Genomic DNA, 17497 nt, shown 5'->3' on the forward strand with positions numbered 1-17497 from the left:
GAACCGCAATTCGGAGAAACCCATGACCCCTGCCATCGCCGTTTCCGGGCTCGTCAAGGCTTACGGGCCCGCGCGCGCCCTCGACGGGCTCGACCTCACCGTGAACCCCGGAGAGGTGCACGGCTATCTCGGCCCGAACGGAGCCGGCAAGAGCACCACCATCCGCATCCTGCTGGGCCTGATCCGGGCCACCTCCGGCAGTGCCAGGCTGCTGGGCGGCGACCCCTGGGCCGACGCCGTCGCGCTGCACCGGCGGCTGGCGTACGTGCCGGGCGACGTCGAGCTGTGGCCCAACCTCACCGGAGGCGAGGCCATCGACGTGCTCGGCCGGCTGCGCGGCGGCCTGGACGACCGGCGCAAGAACGAGCTGATCGAGCGGTTCGAGCTCGACCCGAAGAAGAAGGCGCGGACCTACTCCAAGGGCAACCGCCAGAAGGTCGCCCTCGTCGCCGCCCTCTCCGCGGACGTGGACCTGCTGATCCTCGACGAGCCGACGAGCGGGCTGGACCCGCTGATGGAGGCGGTGTTCCAGCAGGTCGTCGCCGAGGCCAAGGCCGCCGGCCGGACCATCCTGCTGTCCAGCCACATCCTCGCCCAGGTCGAGTCCCTCGCCGACCGGGTCACCATCATCCGGGACGGAAAGGTCGTGGAGTCGGGGACGCTGGCGCAGCTGCGGCACCTGACCCGGACCACGGTCGTGGCCGAGACCGCCACCCCGGTGACCGGCCTCGACCGGCTGCCCGGCGTGCACGACGCGAAGACCGAGGGCGGGAGCGTGCGGTTCGGCGTGGACGCCGAGCACCTCGACTCCGCCATCCGGCACCTCACCACGTTCGGCATCGACGCGCTGGTCAGCCACCCGCCGACGCTCGAGGAGCTCATGCTCCGGCACTACGCGCACAAGGAGGCGGCATGACCACGACGGTCACGGGGACGCGCGGCCGTACCGGATCGAGAGTGGGGAGCAGCCACCTGACCGGCACCGGCGCGATGGTACGGCTGGCGCTGCGCCGCGACCGGATCAAGCTCACCCTCTGGCTGGTCGCGATCACGGCGCTCGTCCCGCGCTTCTACTACGCGGCCGTCAACGCGGTCGTCCCGACGCCCGAGGCCCTGGCCTCGGCCTCGCAGATGATCCGCGTCTCCTTCATGAGGGTGCTCGGCGGGCCGCTGTTCGGCGAGGTCAGCACGCAGAGCTACTTCCTGGCCGCCTACTGGGTCGAGTTCCTGCTGGCCGCCGCGATCATGAACATGATGCTCATGACCCGGCACACCCGGGCCGAGGAGCAGACGGGCCGGGCCGAGCTCATCCGGGCGGCCGTCGTGGGCCGGCACGCCCAGCTGACCGCGGCGCTGATCGTCGCCGTGATCAGCAACGCCGCGCTCGCGGCCCTCACCACCGCCGCGACGGTCAGCATCGGGTTCCCCGCCGGCAGCGCGCTGCTGTTCGGCGCCTCCCTCGCCGCGACCGGGCTGCTGTTCGCCGGGGTCACCGCGGTCACCGCCCAGGTCACCGAGCACCCCCGGGGCGCGAACGGGCTCGCGGGCCTCGTGCTCTTCACGGCGTGGCTGCTGCGCGGCGCGGGGGCGCTGCAGAGCGAGGAGGGCGGCCCGCTGTTCTGGCTGTCGCCGATCGGCTGGTCGCAGCAGAGCCGGGTGCTGGGCGACGAGCGCTGGTGGCCGCTCGGACTCTCGGTCGTTCTCGCCGGGCTGCTGGTGGCGGGCGCCTTCGCGCTGGCGAGCCGCAGGGATCTCGGCGCCTCCTTGGTGGCCCCGCGTCCCGGCCGGGCGTCGGCGCCCTCCTGGCTGCGCTCGCCGTTCACGCTCGCGCTGCGGCTCCAGCAGGCGGCCGTCCTCGCGTGGGGAGCCGCATTCCTCGCGGTCGGCCTCGTCCTGGGCGCCATGACCGGGGGCATGGCCGAAACCGACCTCCCCATCTTCTCCGGCGCGGACTTCGGGCGGGCCTGGATCAGCCTCATGGTGTTCACCGGGTCCCTCTACACCGGCGTCTTCGCGGTCCTGTCGGTCATCCGGCTGCGGGCGGAGGAGGTGCGCGGCCGGATCGCTCCCGTGCTGGCCGGGCCGACCGGCAGATCGACGTGGTACTGGTCGTCCCTGCTGGTCACCGCGCTCGCCGTGGTCGTCCTGCCGGTGGTGTACGGCGCCGCGCTCGGCGTAGGGGCCGCCCTGTCGACCGGCGAGCCCGGCCTCGTGGGAGAGGTCACCTGGGCGAGCCTGATCCGCGCCCCCGAGGTGCTGGTGCTGCTCGCCGTCCCGGCGGCGCTGCTCGGGATCGCCCCGCGGGCCGTGAACGCGGCCTGGGCGGTGCTCGTCTACAGCGGGTTCATGCAGGTACTGGGGTCCTACATGAACCTGCCGGGGTGGCTGGTGAACACGTCGGTGCTGTCCCACCTGCCCTGGCACCCGCTGGGGTCCTTCGCCCCGGTGGCCACGGTCGTGCTGACCGTGCTCGCCGCGGCGCTGGCGACCCTCGGCCTGTACGGGCTGCGCCGCCGCGACCTCGCCGCGGGCTGACGGGGGACGCGCTTGATCACGTCGAGGTCGTGCTCGATCACCACGACGGTGTTGCCGGAGTCGACGAGCCGGTGGAGCACGGCCAGCAGCTTGCGGACGTCGTCGGCGTGCAGCCCGGTGGTCGGCTCGTCGAGCACGTACAGGGTGCGGCCCCGGGAGCGGCGCTGCAGCTCGGCGGCGAGCTTGACGCGCTGGGCCGCGCCGCCGGACAGCGTGGTGGCGGGCTGCCCCAGCTTGACGTAGCCGAGCCCGACGTCGGCCAGGACCCGCAGGTGCCGCGTGATGATCGCGTGCTCGGCGAAGAAGGCCGCGGCCCCGGTGATGTCGCGGTGCCGGCCGGGCACTCTGTGCGCACGGTGCACGCGCCTGGCCAGGGCGGCGCGCTGGCGGGCGCCCTTGACGACGAGACGGTCTCTCACAGGCTCGAACCTAGTGCGCACGCCGCCGCGTCGTTATCGCATCGTTACCTGATTTCGCAGGATGATCTTTCCGACGGTACGGCGGGCGGCCAGGTCCGCCAGTGCCTGACCGGCCCGCGCGAGCTCGTACCCGCCGCCCGTCAGCGGGCGCGGGCCTTGCGGCGAAGCCCTGCCGCAGGCGCGGCCGCTGTGTAAGTCTGTAAGCATGACCGAGCCCCCCATCGTCATCGAGCACCGCGAGCACGTGTGGTACCTGCTCGTCCAGGCCTCGCAGCTCGAGCACATGATCATGTGCCAGTACCTCTTCGCCGAGTTCAGCCTCAAGACCGATGGGCTCACCGGCGAGCAGCAGGCCGCGGTCGATCGCTGGCGCCAGGAGCTCCACGGCATCGCCGTACAGGAGATGCTCCATCTCGCCCTGGTGGCCAACCTCATGTCGTCCATCGGCGCCGCGCCCACCTTCGGCAGGCCGAACTTCCCGCAGTCCTGCGGCGCGTTCCCGCCCTCGATCCAGATGCGGCTGCTGCCCTTCGGCGAGGCCGCCCTGGCCCACTTCCTCTACCTCGAACGGCCCGAGGGCATGGAGCGGCGCGACGCCGCCGAGTTCATCTCCTGCGATCCGCCGCCCGAGCCCATCGCGTCCGGCGAGATCTTCCCCCGCGCGCAGGAGTTCGCCACGGTCGGCCATCTCTACCGCGGCATCAAGGACGGCCTGACCACGCTGGTCGCCAAGTACGGCGAGGAGCAGGTGTTCTGCGGTTCGCCCCGGGCCCAGGCCACCCCGGAGCTGTTCCGCTGGCCCGAGATGGTGGCGGTGACCGACCTCGCGTCGGCGTGCGCCGCCATCGAGGAGATCATCGAGCAGGGCGAGGGAGCGCAGGGCGCCTGGCAGGACGCCCATTACGGCCGCTTCCTGAAGATCTGGGAGGAGTACCACGCGCTGCGCGCCGCCGACCCGGCCTTCGAACCCGCCCACCCCGCGCTCGGCGCCTTCACCCGCCAGCCCTTCGACGTGCGGGAGCCGCAGCCGCTCATCGGCGACCCGAGGACCCTGGCGCTGGCCGAGCTGTGCAACCTCGCCTACGAGGCGATCCTGTGGCTGCTCACCCGCTACTTCACGCACACCGACGAGAGCGAGGAAGAGCTCGAGGTCCTGATCGGCGCGGCGATCACGACGATGGCCGCCGTGCTGCGGCCGCTCGGCACCGAGCTGAGCCGGCGGCCCGCCGGCCCCGCCCATCCGGGACGCACGGCCGGGGCGGCCTTCGAGATGTACTACCTGATGGACAACGTGGTCCCCTGGCGCGAGGCCGCCTGGACGGTGCTGATCGAACGGCTGCGCCAGATCGCCGAGCGCTGCGCGTCCCACGCCGCCACGGACCCGGTGATCGCGGCGGCTTCGGAGCAGGTCACGGCGGTGGCCGACTCGCTCGACGCCGTCCGGGCCAAGGCGGCCTCCGGCATCACGACCCCCGGCGGGCCCGCGTGACCCGCAGCGCGCAGGCCGCCCCGACCACGAGGAGGGCGGCGACGGCGGCGACGACCCGCAGGAGACCTTCGGCGGAGGAGGGGGCCGCGAAGTAGACGGTGCCGAGTCCGGCGACGGCCGTCACCCCGGTCAGCGTCGGGCCGGTGGAGTTGAGCGCCGAGATCGCCGAGGAGAGCCGCGGCTCCACCAGGTACGTGATCCGCGCGATCAGCGGGCTGTAGCCGGCGGCGTGCCCGGCCCCCGCGAGCAGCAGCAGCGGTACGGTGCCGTACGGATGCCACTGGTCGCGATGGAGGAGCACCAGCAGGCCGGCCCCGGCCGCGAACGCGATCGGCCCGGCCACCGGCAGCGCGTTCCGCAGCCACCGGGGATAGCGGTTCCAGGTCAGGCTGAGCGCGCCGAAGCCGACGGCGTACGGGACGAACGCGAGCCCCGCCTGGAGCGGGGAGAAGCGCAGCGTGGACTGCAGATGCAGGGTCAGGGTCAGCAGGAAGACGGTGTAGCAGCCCATGACGATCCAGCAGGCCACCAGCCCCGGCTTCACCCCGCGCGGCCGCAGCGCCGCCAGGTCCAGCAGCGGGTGCCGCGCCCGGGTCTCGTAGCGGACGAAGGCCACCAGCAGGGCGGCTCCGCAGGCGAGCGAGACCCATGCCCAGGCGGGCCAGCCCTGGTCCCGGCCGAAGATGAGCGGCATCGTGAACGCGGCCATGGCGACGGTCAGGAGAGCGGTTCCGGCCGGGTCGAGGCGTACCCGCTCGTCCGGGCCGGAGCTCAGCAGGACGCGCGGTCCGACCGCCAGCAGCACCGCGCCGATCGGGACGTTGATCAGGTACACCGGGCGCCAGGAGAGGCCGAACAGGTCGGCGCCCGCGACCAGCCCGCCGATCACCTGCCCCAGCGCGACTCCCAGAGCGAGCACCAGGCTGTAGAGGCCGATCGCCCGGCGGCGGGCCGGCCCGTCCCAGTGCCGCTGGATGAGCGAGAAGACCTGCGGCATCAGCAGCGCCGCCCCCGCGGCCTGGGCGACGCGGGTCACCACCAGCAGGGGCGCGTTCGGGGCCAGCCCGCACAGCAGCGACGCCACCGTGAACCAGCCCAGCCCGACGAGGAACGCGCGCCGGTGCCCGACGATGTCGCCGATCCGCGCGCAGGTGACCAGGAGCACGCCGGTGGTCAGCAGGTAGCCCGACACGACCAGCTGGATCGCGGTGCTGCCGGCGTGCAGTCCGTCACGGATGGTCTGCGCCGCCACCGACACGATCGATCCGTCCATGGACGCCATGGCCTGGCCGGCGAGCAGCACGGCCAGCATCGGGCCACGGCGGGCGACGGTCACGGCGGGAGGAACGAGGGCGGTCATGCGGCCGAGTATCGGCCGCGCGCGTCCGGGCGGTCTTGAAGATATTTGCGCGCCGGACGCGGTCCGATCAGTCGCGAACCTCCGGGATCCAGACGCGCATGGCCGACGGGCCGCGGCGGGCCCACGAGCGGTAGGGGATCAGGGGCACGGTGCGGTCCTCGCCGGACCGGTGGTGCCGGGCGGTGACCACGACGGATCCGTGCTCCGCGGCGACGGTGTCCGGCAGCAGCGTCGCGTCCTCCAGCGCCCACGACGGCGGCAGGTCGATCGACTCCATGGCGAGCACCTCCGGCCCGCGCCGGACGGCCACGCAGCCGCGGATCGCGTCGACGCGGTGGTCCGGGCGGACGACCCGGGGCCGCAGGTCGAGGGTCAGCTCCAGCCGGTCGCCCGGCTGCCAGGTCCTGGTCAGCGTCATGCCGGCGGGCTCGGCGGGTGCGCCGTTGAGGCTGAGGCGGGTGTCCTGGGACCACTCCGGGTCGCGCAGGGTGATCGACGCCGGCCGGGCCGGCGCCCGCCGTACGGTGATCGTCACCACGCCGCCGTGCGGGTAGTCCGTCGTGACGTCCAGCTCGAACGGCTCGCCGGCCACGACGGCGTCGAGGGTGGACGAGGCGTACTGGTGGATCTGGATGCCGTCGGACGTGGTCGTGGCGAGATAGCCGCCCAGGCTCGCGAGGGTGCGGGCGAGGTTGGGCGGGCAGCAGGAGACCTCGTACCAGGCCTGGCGCAGGCCGGCCCCGCCGCGGATGCACACGCCGTCGTCGTTGAGCGGGACGTCGCCGCTCGGGTGGCGCTGGTGCAGGGTGTTGGCGTAGAAGAACGAGCGGCCGTCCTCGCCGAGCGAGGTCGCGACGATGTTGTAGAGGGTGCGCTCGATCAGGTCGGCGTGGCGCGGGTCGCCGGTGGCCAGCAGCAGCCGCCAGCTGAACATGATCGACGCGACGCCCGCGCAGGTCTCGCAGTACGAGCGGTCCGGCGGCAGCACGTGGTCCTCGCCGAAGGCCTCGTCCATGTGGTGCGAGCCCATCCCGCCGGTGATGTACGTCCTGCGCGCGACGGTGTTGTCCCACTGGGTCCTCAGCGCGTCCAGCAGCTCCCGGTCGCCGGTCTCCACCGCGACGTCGACCGCCCCGGCGGCCAGGTAGAGCGCGCGTACGGCGTGCCCGCGCAGCACGTCGGCCTTGCGGACGGGGAGGTCGTCCTGCGCGAAGGCCCGCCCGAACTCGATCAGCGGCAACGTGCCCGTGCCACGCCGCTCGACGAACAGCGCCGCCTGGTCGAGGTAGCGACGCTCCCCGGTGGTGCGGAACAGTTCCACGAGCGCGACCTCGATCCCGGCGTGCCCGCACACCCGGTTCAGCCCGCCCGGCCCGAACATGACGCACACGTGGTCGGCGAGCCGGACCGCCACGTCGAGCAGCGACCTGGTGCCGTACGCCCGGTGGTGCGCGACCGCCGCCTGGATCAGGTGGCCGGAGCAGTACAGCTCGTGCCCCCAGGTGAAGTCGCTGTAGCGGGGAGCCTGCCACGGGCGGCCGAAGAGCGTGTGCAGGTAGCCGTCGGGCTCCTGCGCCGCGGCGATCCGCCGGATCAGGTCGTCGGCGATCGTGTCGAGCGCGCTCGGACCCGAGTACGCGTGCTCCCAGGAGATCGCCTCGATGATCTTGTAGATCTCCGAGTCGGCGAACTCGCGGCCCCGGTGCTCGTACCGGGCGCCGCTCGCGGCCCGGTCGAAGTTGGCCACCCAGCCGAGGCGCTCCATCCACTCGACCGCGTGCGGGATGACCGCCGAGCGGCTCACGCTCTGGAGCCGTCCCCAGAATCCCTCCGCCGGCCGGGCCCGGTCGAGGGGCATTGGCTGGAGCAGGGCGTGCGAGGGCTGGACGGGTGGCGCTGACATGGCACTCCAGGCTGGTTCTTCAGAGGTGGGGGCGGGCGGAGGACTCGCGGACGACGAGCGCGGGCCTGACGACGAGATCGGGTGGCTGTGACTGCCCGTCGCGCAGGTGCAGCAGCTGCCGGAACGCCAGCCAGCCCAGGCGCTGGAAGTCCTGCTCCACCGTGGTCAGGGCGGGGGAGAGGAACCGGCTGAAGGGCTGGTCGTCGAACCCCGCCACCGACTTGCCGCCGGGGAGCGCCACGCCGGCGTCGCGGAAGGCGCGCAGCACGGCGGCGGCGACGACGTCGGTCGCGCAGAAGACGGCGGTGACGTCGTCGCGGTGCGCCAGCTCCAGCCCGAGCTCGTATCCGCTGCGCGGGTCGAAGGTGGCCGCCCAGGTCGGCGGCGGCTCGATCCCGCGGGCCTCCAGGGCCGCGCGCCAGCCCGCCGTACGGCCGGACGGCCGGCCGAACGGCGGCTCGGTGACGTGGTGCACCGTGTCATGTCCCAGGTCGAGCAGGTGCTCGGTGACCAGGCGCCCGCCGGAGTGCTCGTCCATCACCGCGTACGGCACGTGCCCCGGGCGGCCGTCGAACCCGGTGACGCCGATCATCGGCACCGAGCTCGGCATCCGGCCGATGACCCGCTCGCCCTGGGCGTCGAAGTCGATCACGATGACGCCCGCGATCTCCTGGCTGAGCGCGCGCCGGATCGACCCCTCCATGTCGCCGTCCCCAGGCCCGATCATCGGGTCGATCACGCAGACGGTGACCGCGTAGTCGTTGTCCCGCGCCGCCCGCTCGATGCCGGCCAGCACCTCCGCGTACCCGTAGCGGTTGAGGTGCGACGCCATGACGGCGATCATCGACCGCGACCCCGAGATCAGCGTCCTGGCCACGCCCTTGGGGCGGTAGTCCAGCTCCTTGACGGCCCGCATGACGCGTGCCACGGTCTCCGGCCGCACCCCGGAGGAGCCGTTGAGCACCCGCGACACGGTCGGGACGGAGACCTCCGCCAGCCGCGCGACATCCGCGATCCTCGCTCCTCGTGACATGTCGCAAATATATACATGAGTAATGAAAAAATCATCATAGAGCCGGGACAGGGCCGACCGATTGGCCCGGCACCAGCGTGCAGGGGATGAGGATGTTCGGAGGGGCGTCCGGCACCCCTTCGAGCTGGTCGATGAGCGCGTTCACGCCGAGGCGGCCCAGCTCGGTGGCCGGCGCCGTCATGACGGTCAGGGACGGCTCGATCATCTCGCCGAGCTCGGCGGTGGTGGCCGCGGAGATGATCGACAGGTCGTCCGGCACGCTGCGGCCGAGCGCCCGCGTCTCCTTGACCAGCCCCGCCGAGGCGCCCTCGTTCACCACGACGACGCCCGTCACCTCCGGGAAGTCCTCGCTGAGCCGGCGCGCCGCCTTCCGCCCTCCGGCCGACGTGCCCTCCACGGTGATGACGGTGGGCGGCTCGCCGGCGGCCGCCATCGCGTCGAGGTACGCGGACTTCACCCGCATGATCCAGCCGGGCTCGTTCCCGGTCGAAGCTCTCATCCGCAGGGTGACGAGCGCGATGCGCCGGTGGCCGAAGGAACGGAGATGCCCGACGGCCTGGTCGATCGTGGTGGTGAAGTCCATGTCGACGAACGGCAGGTCTTCGTCCTCGGTCCGGCCGATCAGCGCGAAGGGCAGCCCGGACGCGATCAGCCGGTCCACGCGGGGGTCGCGGAGCTGGACCTCCATGAGCAGCGCGCCGTCCACGAGGCCGCCGGCGAGCAGGTGGGACATCTGCTCGTCGTCGTTCACGGGCCACAGCACGAGGTCGTAGCCGCGCTCGCGGGCGCCGTGGGCGGCGCTCATGAGGAACTGGTTGGCCGTGGCGATCGGCCGCGCTTCGAGGTAGGGGTGCAGCAGCGCGAGGATGCGCGTGCGCGAGCTGGCCAGCGCGCGGGCCACGACGTTACGCCGGTAGCCGAGCTCCCGGATGGCCGCCTCGATGCGGGCCCGGGTCTCCGGAGCGACCCGCTTGGTGCCGTTGATGACGAAGGAGACCGTGGCGATGGAGACGCTGGCTCGCTCGGCGACATCGCGCATCGTGACCATGGACTGTCCCGCCTCCCACCTTGTGAGGACGCGCGAGCAACTCTATCGCGGCGTCGTCGGTAAATCGCTTAACTAGTTATTGACATCACAGTGCGATGAGCGCAACATACTTCACAAGCAAGCGCGGTTAAGCGCTTTACCGACAGATGTCCATGTTTCGGGAGCGATGCCTCACGCATCCCCGGCTCTCTCCGTGACTCCATCCGCCAGTGGCCTGCAAGAACCACCCCCCTATGCCGCCAAGGAGTAGCTCACATGAAGACAGCGCGAAAGTGCCCAGGAAAGGCGCCCAAAGTAGCTGTCGCGGCAGCGGCCCTCGTCCCTCTCTCCCTGACCGCCTGCGGCGGGTCGGCCTCCTCCGGCACCGGATCGCTGACCGTCCAGGACTACTACGAACCCTCGCACGACGCGATCTACAAAGCCTGCGCGAAGAGCGTCGGCGTCGAGATCAAGATCAACCACATCCCGGGCGCCGGGCTGATCTCCAAAGTGCTCCAGCAGAGCTCCTCGCGCACCCTTCCCGACGTGCTGATGCTCGACAATCCCGACGTGCAGCAGATCGCCGCCTCCGGCGCGCTCTCCCCGCTGACCGACTACGGGCTGAACGGCGACGGCATGGTGGACGCCGTGGTGAAGGCGGGCACGTACGAGGGCAAGCTGTACGGGCTCGCGCCGGCCGTGAACACCCTCAGCATCTTCTACAACAAGGACCTGTTCGCCGCCGCCGGCATCACGGCGCCGCCCAAGACCTGGGACGAACTGCGCGCGGCCGCGAAGAAGCTGACCCAGCAGGGCCGCTACGGCTTCGCCATGAGCAACATCAACACCTACGAGGGCTCGTGGCAGTTCCTGCCGTTCATGTGGGGCAACGGCGGCTCCGAGCAGAACATCGCCACCCCCGAGACCGCGCAGGCGCTGCAGTTCCTCCTCGACCTGCAGAACGACGGGTCGATCTCCAAGAGCTCCATCAACTGGGGCCAGGGCGACGTGGTCAACCAGTTCGTCGCCGGCAAGGCCGCGATGGTGGTCAACGGCCCGTGGGTGATCCCGCAGCTGGAGAAGGAGAAGAACCTGAAGTGGGCGGTGTTCACGATCCCCACGCGGCTCGCGTCGCAGACCACGGTCGCGCCGCTCGGCGGTGAGGCCTACGCGGTGCCGCGGACCGGTGACAAGGCCAAGATGGGCAAGGCCGGGGAGTTCGTGAAGTGCCTCATCTCGCCGGACAAGCAGCTCGAGTCGGCGAAGATCGAGCAGACCATTCCGTCGACGCTGAGCGTCGCCGCGGAGTTCGGCAAGACCAGCGAGGTGATCGCGCCGTTCGTCACGGCGGTGAAGACCGCACGCGCGCGCACCGCGATTCTCGGCCCGGACTGGCCGAAGGCGGCGACGAAGATCTACACCGCCGTGCAGGCCGCCCTGACGGGCAAGGCCGCTCCCGCGGAAGCGCTGCAGCAGGCGCAGAACCAGCAGTAGGGGTGGCTCGTGAGCTCGGCCGACCTTCGTCTCGCCGCAACCGGAGAGCCCCTCGAAAGGGATCGCCGGAGAACGGCCCGCCTGATGCGGCACGGCGCGCAGTGGCTTTTCTCGCTGCCGGCCGTCGTCTTCGTGGCGGTGTTCTTCGGGTATCCCATCGTGCAGAACATCGTCATGAGTTTCCAGGAGTACACGACCTCGACCTTCTACACGGGAGAGGCGCCATGGGTCGGCCTGGCCAACTATGCGAAGTCCCTGTCGAGCGGCCTTTTCACGACCACCCTGGTGAACACGGCCCTGTTCACGGTCGGGTCGATCTCCTTCCAATTCGCGATCGGGCTCGCCCTGGCGCTGTTCTTCAAACGCAATTTCCCGCTGAGCGGTTTCCTGCGCTCGTTGTTGCTGCTTCCGTGGCTGCTGCCGCTGATCGCCTCCAGCGCGGTCTGGAAATGGATCCTCGACCAGGAGAGCGGGGCTCTGAACCAGTTTCTCGGCCTGTTCGGCGTCGATCCGATCCCCTGGCTGGTCAGCCCGGGCCTCGCGCTCGTCGGCGTCATCGGCGTGAACATCTGGCTCGGGATCCCGTTCAACGTCGCGATCCTCTACAGCGGCCTGCAGGGAGTCCCCCGGGAGCTCTACGAGGCGGGCTCGCTGGACGGCGCAGTCGGGTGGAAGGCGTTCCGGCACATCACCTGGCCGAGCATCCGTCCGGTGGTCAGCGTCGTCCTCGTGCTCGGCGTCGTCTACACGCTCAAGGTCGTCGACATCATCCTCGGCCTGACCGGCGGCGGCCCGGCCAACTCCACCCAGACGCTGGCCACGAACGCCTACAACAAGTCCTTCGTCGAGTTCGACTTCGGACAGGGCGCCGCGCTCAGCAACATCCTCATCGTGGTGTCGCTCGTCTTCGCCATGGTCTACCTCTACCTCTCACGCCGGGAGCCCGACGAGTGAACACCTCATCGACCGCGCGCCGGCTGCCCATGACCGTGCTGGGCATCGTCTTCCTGGCAGTGATGATCTTCCCGGTCTACTGGATGGTCAACAGCAGCCTCCAGGCCAGCTCCGGGGCCGCGACCACGGACTTCTTCCCGATCCACCTGACGTTCTCCGGCTATGCGACGGCGATCTCCGAGCAGGGCCCGAACTTCGTCACGAGCCTGACCATCGCCCTCGGGGCGGTGGTGCTGACGCTGCTCGTCGCCACCCCCGCCGCCTACGGCCTGTCCCGCTTCCGGAGCCGCGGCGCCAACGCGTTCGTGCTGGTGCTGCTGGTCACGCAGATGATCCCCGCCATGGTCATCGCGAACGCGCTCTATCCCCTGTTCAACTCGCTCAACCTGCTCAACAACGTGTTCGGCCTGATCCTCGCCAACACCGCCGGCGACATCCCGTTCGCGGTGCTGCTCATCCGCGCGTTCATGGGGTCCATCCCCAGGGCGCTCGTGGAGGCGGCGCTGGTGGACGGCGCGGGCAACTTCCGGGCGTTCGTCTCGATCGTCGTGCCGATCAGCAAGAACGCGATCGTGACCGCCGCGCTCTTCACCTTCCTCAGGGCGTGGAGCGACTTCCTGTTCGCGCTCACCCTGACCAGCACCCCCGAAGTCCGGCCCATCACGCTCGGCATCTACGACTACATCAACGCCAACAGCGAGGACTGGTCGGCCGTCATGGCCACCTCGGTGCTCGCCTCCATCCCGGCGGGCCTGCTGCTGATCTTCGCCCAGCGCTACATCGCGTCCGGCGCCATCAACGGCGCGATCAAATGAGAAAGGAACCTGTGTGAAGACCCACGTCACCGTATGGGGCGAGAACCGCCACGAGCAGCGCGAACCCCGGGTCGCCGAGATCTACCCGGACGGCATGCACAACGCCATCCGCCGGGGGATCGAGGGCTGGCTGGGTGACAGCGCGACCGTCGCCACGGCCACGCTGGACGACCCCGAGCACGGCCTGACCGAGGAGGTGCTCGCGAACACCGACGTGCTCATCTGGTGGGGTCACGCCGCCCACGCGGAGGTGGCCGACGAGGTGGTGGAGCGGGTGCACCGGCACGTCCTGTCGGGCATGGGGCTGGTGGTGCTGCACTCCGGCCACTGGTCGAAGATCTTCACCAAGCTCATGGGCACCACGTGCACGCTGCGCTGGCGCAGCGAGAACGACCGCGAGCTGGTCTGGACGGTGAACCCGGCCCACCCCATCGCCCGCGGCATCCCGCACCCCATCGAGATCCCCGCCCAGGAGATGTACGGCGAGCAGTTCGACATCCCCACGCCCGACGAGCTGATCTTCATCAGCTCCTTCAGCGGCGGCGAGGTCTTCCGCAGCGGCTGCACCTTCCGGCGCGGCAACGGCAAGATCTTCTACTTCAGCCCCGGCGACCAGGACTACCCCGTCTACCACCACCCGGACGTGCTGCACGTCATCGCCAACGGCGCCGAGTGGGCGGCCGGCGACCGGTCGCGGCGCGAGCTGCCGATCCTGCTCCGCTACGAGACGGGCGACTTCTTCAACGGGCACGGCTACCGCGGCGCCCTGCACAACAAGGAGCACTCCGAGTGAACCGTTCGGGCGCGCGCCCGCTCCGTATCGTGCAGGTCGGGGCGGGCGCGATGGGCGTCGCCTGGCTGCGGATCCTGGCGGAGTCCGGCGACGTCGAGCTGGTCGGGGTGGCCGACCTCGACACGGACCGGGCGGCGCAGGCCGTACGGGCCGTCGGCGTGGACGCCGAGGTCGGCGCCTCGCTCAGCGAGCTCCTCGCGACCGGGCCGGATGCGGTCGTGAACGTCACGATCCCGGTGGCCCACACCGCGGTGAACGTCGAGGCGCTGTTCGCCGGGCTGCCGGTGCTGTGCGAGAAGCCGGCCGCGCCGACCCTCGCCGAGGCGCTCGTCCAGGCCGCCGCCGCCGAGGCGACCGGGCGGCTGCTGATGATCAGCCAGTCGCGCCGGTACTTCGCCGCCCTTGAGGCGTACCGGAGCCGGATCGCCGAGCTCGGCCCGATCGGGCTGCTCACCACCGGGTTCTTCCGCGCCCCGCGCTTCGGCGGCTTTCGCGACGAGATGGAGCAGCCGCTGCTGGTCGACATGGCCATCCACGCCTTCGACGCCGCCCGCCACCTGCTCGGCGCGGAGCCGGTCTCGGTCGGCTGCGAGAGCTGGAACCCGCCCTGGAGCTGGTACCGGGGCGACGCGGCGGCGACGGCGACCTTCCTGTTCGAGGAGGGCACCCGCTACGTGTTCACCGGCAGCTGGTGCGCGGAGGGGGCGGAGACGTCCTGGAACGGGGAGTGGCTGGCCAGCGGCGCCCAGGGCACCGCCACCTGGGACGGTGAGGACCGCGTCACGTCCAGCGCCGGCGGCGCCGTGGACGTGCCGCGGGGTGACCGGGAGCAGATCGCCGGGGCGCTCGCGGAGTTCGTGGCGGCGCTGCGCGCGGGGGTGGAGCCGCCGGGGGCGATCGCGGGCAACGTCCGCAGCCTCGCGATGGTCGAGGCGGCGGTCCGCTCCGCGGAGACGGGTGAGCGCGTCGAGATCGACGCGCTGCTGGACCGCGCCTACCACGACGCGCTCTCGCACCCCGTACGCGAGGAGATCCGTACGCGGCTCGAGTCCTGGGGAACGGCGACGGCGGCGCTGCCGAGACAGCGGGCCGTCACGAGCTGACGCCGACGAGCTCCTCCAGCGCGGCGGCAGCGGCGGCGAGGCCCGCGCGGATCGTCTCCGCGCGCGGCATCAGGTCGGGCTGCCGGCCGAGGAGCGCGACGGAGGCGCGGATCCGGCCGCCGCCGTCGCGGACGGGGGCGGCGTACTCGGTGACGCCGTGCTCGAACTCGCCGTGGGCGGCGACCATGCCGTCCGGCCGGTCGCGGTCGTTGGCCGCGACCAGCTCCTCGGCGGAGTGGGCGGCCTTCGGGCCGCCCACCCCGATCAGCCCGGGCAGGCCACTGCTCCGGCGTCGACTCCGCGTGGCGTCCTCGCGGCGTTCGAGCAGGCCCCGGTGTCACAGCTCCTGGGTGATCCGGGAGGCCTTGCTGGGGTCGATGCCGACCTCGTGGGCGAGCCGGGCGACGTTGAACCCCGCCCGGCCGCAGGTCTCCCGCTCCAGGACCGCGTTGACGATCCGCAGGGCCGTGCGCAGCGAGGAGGCCTGAGGCGGGTTCGCTGTCACATCCGCACTACAGCGAGATGATCGCGACCGGAAGCACCGCTCTCAGCCGGTCGGGCACAGGGCGAAGACGCGGGCCGGGAAGCCGGATCCGCCCTGGGGCTTGGGCCAGGTCGCCACGATCAGCGCGCCCGTCTCGGGCACCTGGTCGAGGTTGGCCATCAGCTCGATCTGCCACCGGTCCCGCGCCAGGACGTACAGCTCCAGGCTGAAGTCGCCGTTGGACGTGGCCGACCCGGGATCGGTGTCGGTCTGCTCATGGCCGATCGCGGTGACGCCGGCCTGCTCGAACAGGTAGCGCAGCACGTCGGCCGACCAGCCAGGGGTGTGGCTGACCCCCGCAGCGTCCTTGTTGGCCATCGCGTCCCGGTCCGGCCAGCGCCGGCCCCAACCGGTCCGCAGCGCCACGAACGCCCCGGCGGGGATCCGCCCGTTGCGCCGCTCCCATGCCGTGACGTCCTCCATCGTCGGGGTGGCGTCCGGATCGGCCGCCACGCGCTGGGTGATGTCGAGCACCACCAGCGGCAGGATCATCTCCTCCACCGGGATCTCGTCGACGGTCCGCGCGCCGGCCACGAAGTGCACGGGCGGGTCCACGTGCGTGCCCCACTGCCCGACGAGCGTGTACAGGTGGACGTTGAAGCCGTCCCCGCGATCCATGTCGAAGACCTTCTCGCGCCGCTCGTCCGGGAACGCGGCGAAGTGCGGCTGCCCCGGGCGGAAGGCGTGGGTGAGGTCCACGCAGGTCGTCTTAGCGGTGAGCTCGCGGTAGGCCGACCACAGAGGGGGTTCCATGAGCTTGGTTCTCCTTCGTCTGGACAAGGGCGGGACGCCTACGGCGTCCGTGGCGCAGGTGGTAATACAAGTAGCAGATCGCCACGAACGGGACGCCGAAGTACAAGGCGGCGACCTGGGCCGGGTCCAGGGCCACGCCGACCAGGGAGACCGCGCACAACCCGAACGCCAGGACCGGCACGACGGGGTAGAAGGGCGTGCGGTAGGCCAGGGTCCGCACATCTCCGCCGGCCCTGAGGAACACGCGCCGGTGGAAGAACTGCGAGGCCGCGATGGACATCCACACCCCGACCACGGCGAAGCCGGCGATCGACACCAGCGCCAGGTAGACGGTCTGGGCCGCGATCACCCTGGTGAGCAGGGAGGCGATGCCGCCCAGCATGCTGACCGCGAGCGCGACCATGGGGATCCCGCGCTTGTTCAGGCGGCTCGTGCGCCGTACGGCCCGCGCGTCGTGCAGCCCCCTCCGGCTGGACGGGGTCGTGCGGCGCGTACAGTCCTGCGGGTGGAGGTGCGGTGATGCCGGAATGGCTGGAGGCTGGGCTGTGGGGGTCGGTGGCCGGCGGGGCCCTGGTCGTGGGAGCCGCGGTCGCCTGGTCGGTGAAGGTCCCGGCGCGCTGGATCGCCATGATCATGGCCTTCGGGGCCGGTGTGCTGATCTCGGCGCTGTCGTTCGAGCTGATGGACGAGGCCGAGCGCGCCGGCGGGCTCTTACCGGCCGCCGCCGGCTTCCTCGCCGGAGCCTGCGCCTACGTGGCGGCCAACGCGCTGCTGGCCCGGTACGGCGCGCGGCACCGCAAGCGTTCGGGCGATCAGCAGCCGAGCGAGGCCGACGTCCAGGGGAGCGGCGCGGCGATCGCCATCGGCGCGCTGCTCGACGGTGTCCCCGAGTCCGTGGTGCTCGGCCTGTCCCTGGTGGGCGGGGGGAAGATCGGGCTCGCGGTGCTCGCCGCGGTGTTCATCTCGAACGTCCCAGAAGGGCTCTCCAGCGCCGCCGGGATGAAGCGCGCGGGCCGCGGCCCCGGCTACGTGTTCGGCATCTGGGGTGGGATCGCGCTGGCCAGCGGCCTGGCGGCGCTGCTCGGCAACCTGACCATGCAGTCTGCCTCGCCCGCGTTCACCGCGGTGATCATGGGGGTGGCGGCGGGCGCGATCCTCGCCATGGTGGCCGACACGATGATCCCCGAAGCCTTCGAGCGCGCGCACACCCTCACGGGGCTCATCACCACGATCGGATTCCTGGCGGCCTTCGCCATCGAGCGCCTGGCCGAGTGA

The 17497-nt window shown here is 71.4% G+C and carries 17 protein-coding genes and 1 pseudogene; 9 read left to right on the top strand and 9 right to left on the bottom strand.

Annotated elements, in window-relative coordinates:
• Positions 1–22 precede the first annotated feature (22 nt).
• Complete coding sequence (locus AB0J87_RS12635; RefSeq protein ID WP_363964732.1) at positions 23–916, top strand: ABC transporter ATP-binding protein; 894 nt, start codon at positions 23–25, stop codon at positions 914–916.
• Positions 913–2535: a hypothetical protein gene (locus AB0J87_RS12640; protein ID WP_363964734.1), complete on the top strand. Its 1623-nt coding sequence runs from the start codon at positions 913–915 to the stop codon at positions 2533–2535. Before AB0J87_RS12635 ends, AB0J87_RS12640 begins: the two co-directional genes overlap by 4 nt.
• 11 nt (positions 2536–2546) lie before the next feature.
• On the opposite strand, the pseudogene AB0J87_RS12645 reads toward AB0J87_RS12640, so the two are convergent.
• A pseudogene (locus AB0J87_RS12645) lies at positions 2547–2813 on the bottom strand (hypothetical protein); the annotation flags it as partial.
• Positions 2814–3159: 346 nt separating this feature from the next.
• Here AB0J87_RS12645 and AB0J87_RS12650 point away from each other — a divergent pair.
• A complete protein-coding gene (locus tag AB0J87_RS12650; protein WP_363964736.1) occupies positions 3160–4443 on the top strand; it encodes a ferritin-like protein in 1284 nt (427 codons plus the stop codon).
• Here the strand turns inward: AB0J87_RS12650 and AB0J87_RS12655 are convergent.
• The 4 genes from AB0J87_RS12655 to AB0J87_RS12670 form a co-directional block, all read right to left on the bottom strand.
• The gene (locus tag AB0J87_RS12655; RefSeq protein ID WP_363964738.1) at positions 4418–5803 is read right to left on the bottom strand and encodes an MFS transporter; all 1386 of its coding nucleotides are present in this window, start codon (positions 5801–5803) and stop codon (positions 4418–4420) included. The two genes, AB0J87_RS12650 and AB0J87_RS12655, sit on opposite strands and share 26 nt — an antisense overlap.
• A 67-nt stretch (positions 5804–5870) precedes the next feature.
• Entirely contained in the window at positions 5871–7706 is a 1836-nt protein-coding gene (locus tag AB0J87_RS12660; protein ID WP_363964740.1) for a beta-L-arabinofuranosidase domain-containing protein, read from the bottom strand.
• 19 nt (positions 7707–7725) lie between these two features.
• Positions 7726–8739 (bottom strand): LacI family DNA-binding transcriptional regulator, encoded by a 1014-nt coding sequence (locus tag AB0J87_RS12665; protein WP_363964741.1) that lies wholly within the window; start codon positions 8737–8739, stop codon positions 7726–7728.
• A gap of 34 nt (positions 8740–8773) precedes the next feature.
• Positions 8774–9787, bottom strand: coding sequence for a LacI family DNA-binding transcriptional regulator (locus tag AB0J87_RS12670; protein WP_363964743.1), 1014 nt, complete (start codon positions 9785–9787; stop codon positions 8774–8776).
• A 255-nt stretch (positions 9788–10042) separates the two neighbouring features.
• Between AB0J87_RS12670 and AB0J87_RS12675 the strand changes: the two genes are divergently transcribed.
• The 5 genes from AB0J87_RS12675 (at position 10043) to AB0J87_RS12695 (ending at position 14925) form a co-directional block, all read left to right on the top strand.
• Positions 10043–11260 carry a sugar ABC transporter substrate-binding protein gene (locus AB0J87_RS12675; RefSeq protein WP_363964745.1) on the top strand — a complete coding sequence of 406 codons (1218 nt, stop codon included), beginning with the start codon at positions 10043–10045 and terminating at the stop codon, positions 11258–11260.
• 84 nt (positions 11261–11344) lie between these two features.
• Positions 11345–12214, top strand: a complete 870-nt coding sequence (locus tag AB0J87_RS12680) for a sugar ABC transporter permease (RefSeq protein ID WP_363964747.1) — start codon at positions 11345–11347, stop codon at positions 12212–12214.
• Entirely contained in the window at positions 12211–13029 is an 819-nt protein-coding gene (locus tag AB0J87_RS12685) for a carbohydrate ABC transporter permease (protein WP_363964749.1), read from the top strand. Before AB0J87_RS12680 ends, AB0J87_RS12685 begins: the two co-directional genes overlap by 4 nt.
• Positions 13030–13042: 13 nt before the next feature.
• Positions 13043–13822: a ThuA domain-containing protein gene (locus AB0J87_RS12690; RefSeq protein WP_363964751.1), complete on the top strand. Its 780-nt coding sequence runs from the start codon at positions 13043–13045 to the stop codon at positions 13820–13822.
• Entirely contained in the window at positions 13819–14925 is a 1107-nt protein-coding gene (locus AB0J87_RS12695) for a Gfo/Idh/MocA family oxidoreductase (RefSeq protein WP_363964753.1), read from the top strand. The genes AB0J87_RS12690 and AB0J87_RS12695 overlap by 4 nt, the downstream gene beginning before the upstream one ends.
• Here AB0J87_RS12695 and AB0J87_RS12700 read toward each other — a convergent pair.
• From AB0J87_RS12700 to AB0J87_RS12715, 4 genes are all read right to left on the bottom strand, one after another.
• Positions 14915–15184 carry a hypothetical protein gene (locus AB0J87_RS12700; RefSeq protein WP_363964755.1) on the bottom strand — a complete coding sequence of 90 codons (270 nt, stop codon included), beginning with the start codon at positions 15182–15184 and terminating at the stop codon, positions 14915–14917. The genes AB0J87_RS12695 and AB0J87_RS12700 overlap by 11 nt on opposite strands.
• 78 nt (positions 15185–15262) lie before the next feature.
• Positions 15263–15430: a hypothetical protein gene (locus AB0J87_RS12705; protein WP_363964757.1), complete on the bottom strand. Its 168-nt coding sequence runs from the start codon at positions 15428–15430 to the stop codon at positions 15263–15265.
• Between the two features lie 42 nt (positions 15431–15472).
• Complete coding sequence (locus tag AB0J87_RS12710; protein WP_363964759.1) at positions 15473–16222, bottom strand: cyclase family protein; 750 nt, start codon at positions 16220–16222, stop codon at positions 15473–15475.
• Positions 16179–16751, bottom strand: coding sequence for a hypothetical protein (locus AB0J87_RS12715; protein WP_363965062.1), 573 nt, complete (start codon positions 16749–16751; stop codon positions 16179–16181). Before AB0J87_RS12715 ends, AB0J87_RS12710 begins: the two co-directional genes overlap by 44 nt.
• Here AB0J87_RS12715 and AB0J87_RS12720 point away from each other — a divergent pair.
• Complete coding sequence (locus AB0J87_RS12720) at positions 16742–17497, top strand: ZIP family zinc transporter (RefSeq protein WP_363964761.1); 756 nt, start codon at positions 16742–16744, stop codon at positions 17495–17497. The two genes, AB0J87_RS12715 and AB0J87_RS12720, sit on opposite strands and share 10 nt — an antisense overlap.

The organism is Nonomuraea sp. NPDC049625, from assembly GCF_040675285.1.
GTDB classification, from domain to species: Bacteria; Actinomycetota; Actinomycetes; order Streptosporangiales; family Streptosporangiaceae; genus Nonomuraea; species Nonomuraea angiospora_A.

What these genes read in the sequence shown, in the direction of transcription:
- AB0J87_RS12635 (WP_363964732.1), top strand. Translation starts at nt 23, where the DNA reads ATGACCCCTGCCATCGCCGTTTCCGGGCTCGTCAAGGCTTACGGGCCC.
- AB0J87_RS12640 (WP_363964734.1), top strand. Translation starts at nt 913, where the DNA reads ATGACCACGACGGTCACGGGGACGCGCGGCCGTACCGGATCGAGAGTG.
- AB0J87_RS12650 (WP_363964736.1), top strand. Translation starts at nt 3,160, where the DNA reads ATGACCGAGCCCCCCATCGTCATCGAGCACCGCGAGCACGTGTGGTAC.
- AB0J87_RS12655 (WP_363964738.1), bottom strand. Translation starts at nt 5,803, where the DNA reads ATGACCGCCCTCGTTCCTCCCGCCGTGACCGTCGCCCGCCGTGGCCCG.
- AB0J87_RS12660 (WP_363964740.1), bottom strand. Translation starts at nt 7,706, where the DNA reads ATGTCAGCGCCACCCGTCCAGCCCTCGCACGCCCTGCTCCAGCCAATG.
- AB0J87_RS12665 (WP_363964741.1), bottom strand. Translation starts at nt 8,739, where the DNA reads ATGTCACGAGGAGCGAGGATCGCGGATGTCGCGCGGCTGGCGGAGGTC.
- AB0J87_RS12670 (WP_363964743.1), bottom strand. Translation starts at nt 9,787, where the DNA reads ATGGTCACGATGCGCGATGTCGCCGAGCGAGCCAGCGTCTCCATCGCC.
- AB0J87_RS12675 (WP_363964745.1), top strand. Translation starts at nt 10,043, where the DNA reads ATGAAGACAGCGCGAAAGTGCCCAGGAAAGGCGCCCAAAGTAGCTGTC.
- AB0J87_RS12680 (WP_363964747.1), top strand. Translation starts at nt 11,345, where the DNA reads ATGCGGCACGGCGCGCAGTGGCTTTTCTCGCTGCCGGCCGTCGTCTTC.
- AB0J87_RS12710 (WP_363964759.1), bottom strand. Translation starts at nt 16,222, where the DNA reads ATGGAACCCCCTCTGTGGTCGGCCTACCGCGAGCTCACCGCTAAGACG.
- AB0J87_RS12720 (WP_363964761.1), top strand. Translation starts at nt 16,742, where the DNA reads ATGCCGGAATGGCTGGAGGCTGGGCTGTGGGGGTCGGTGGCCGGCGGG.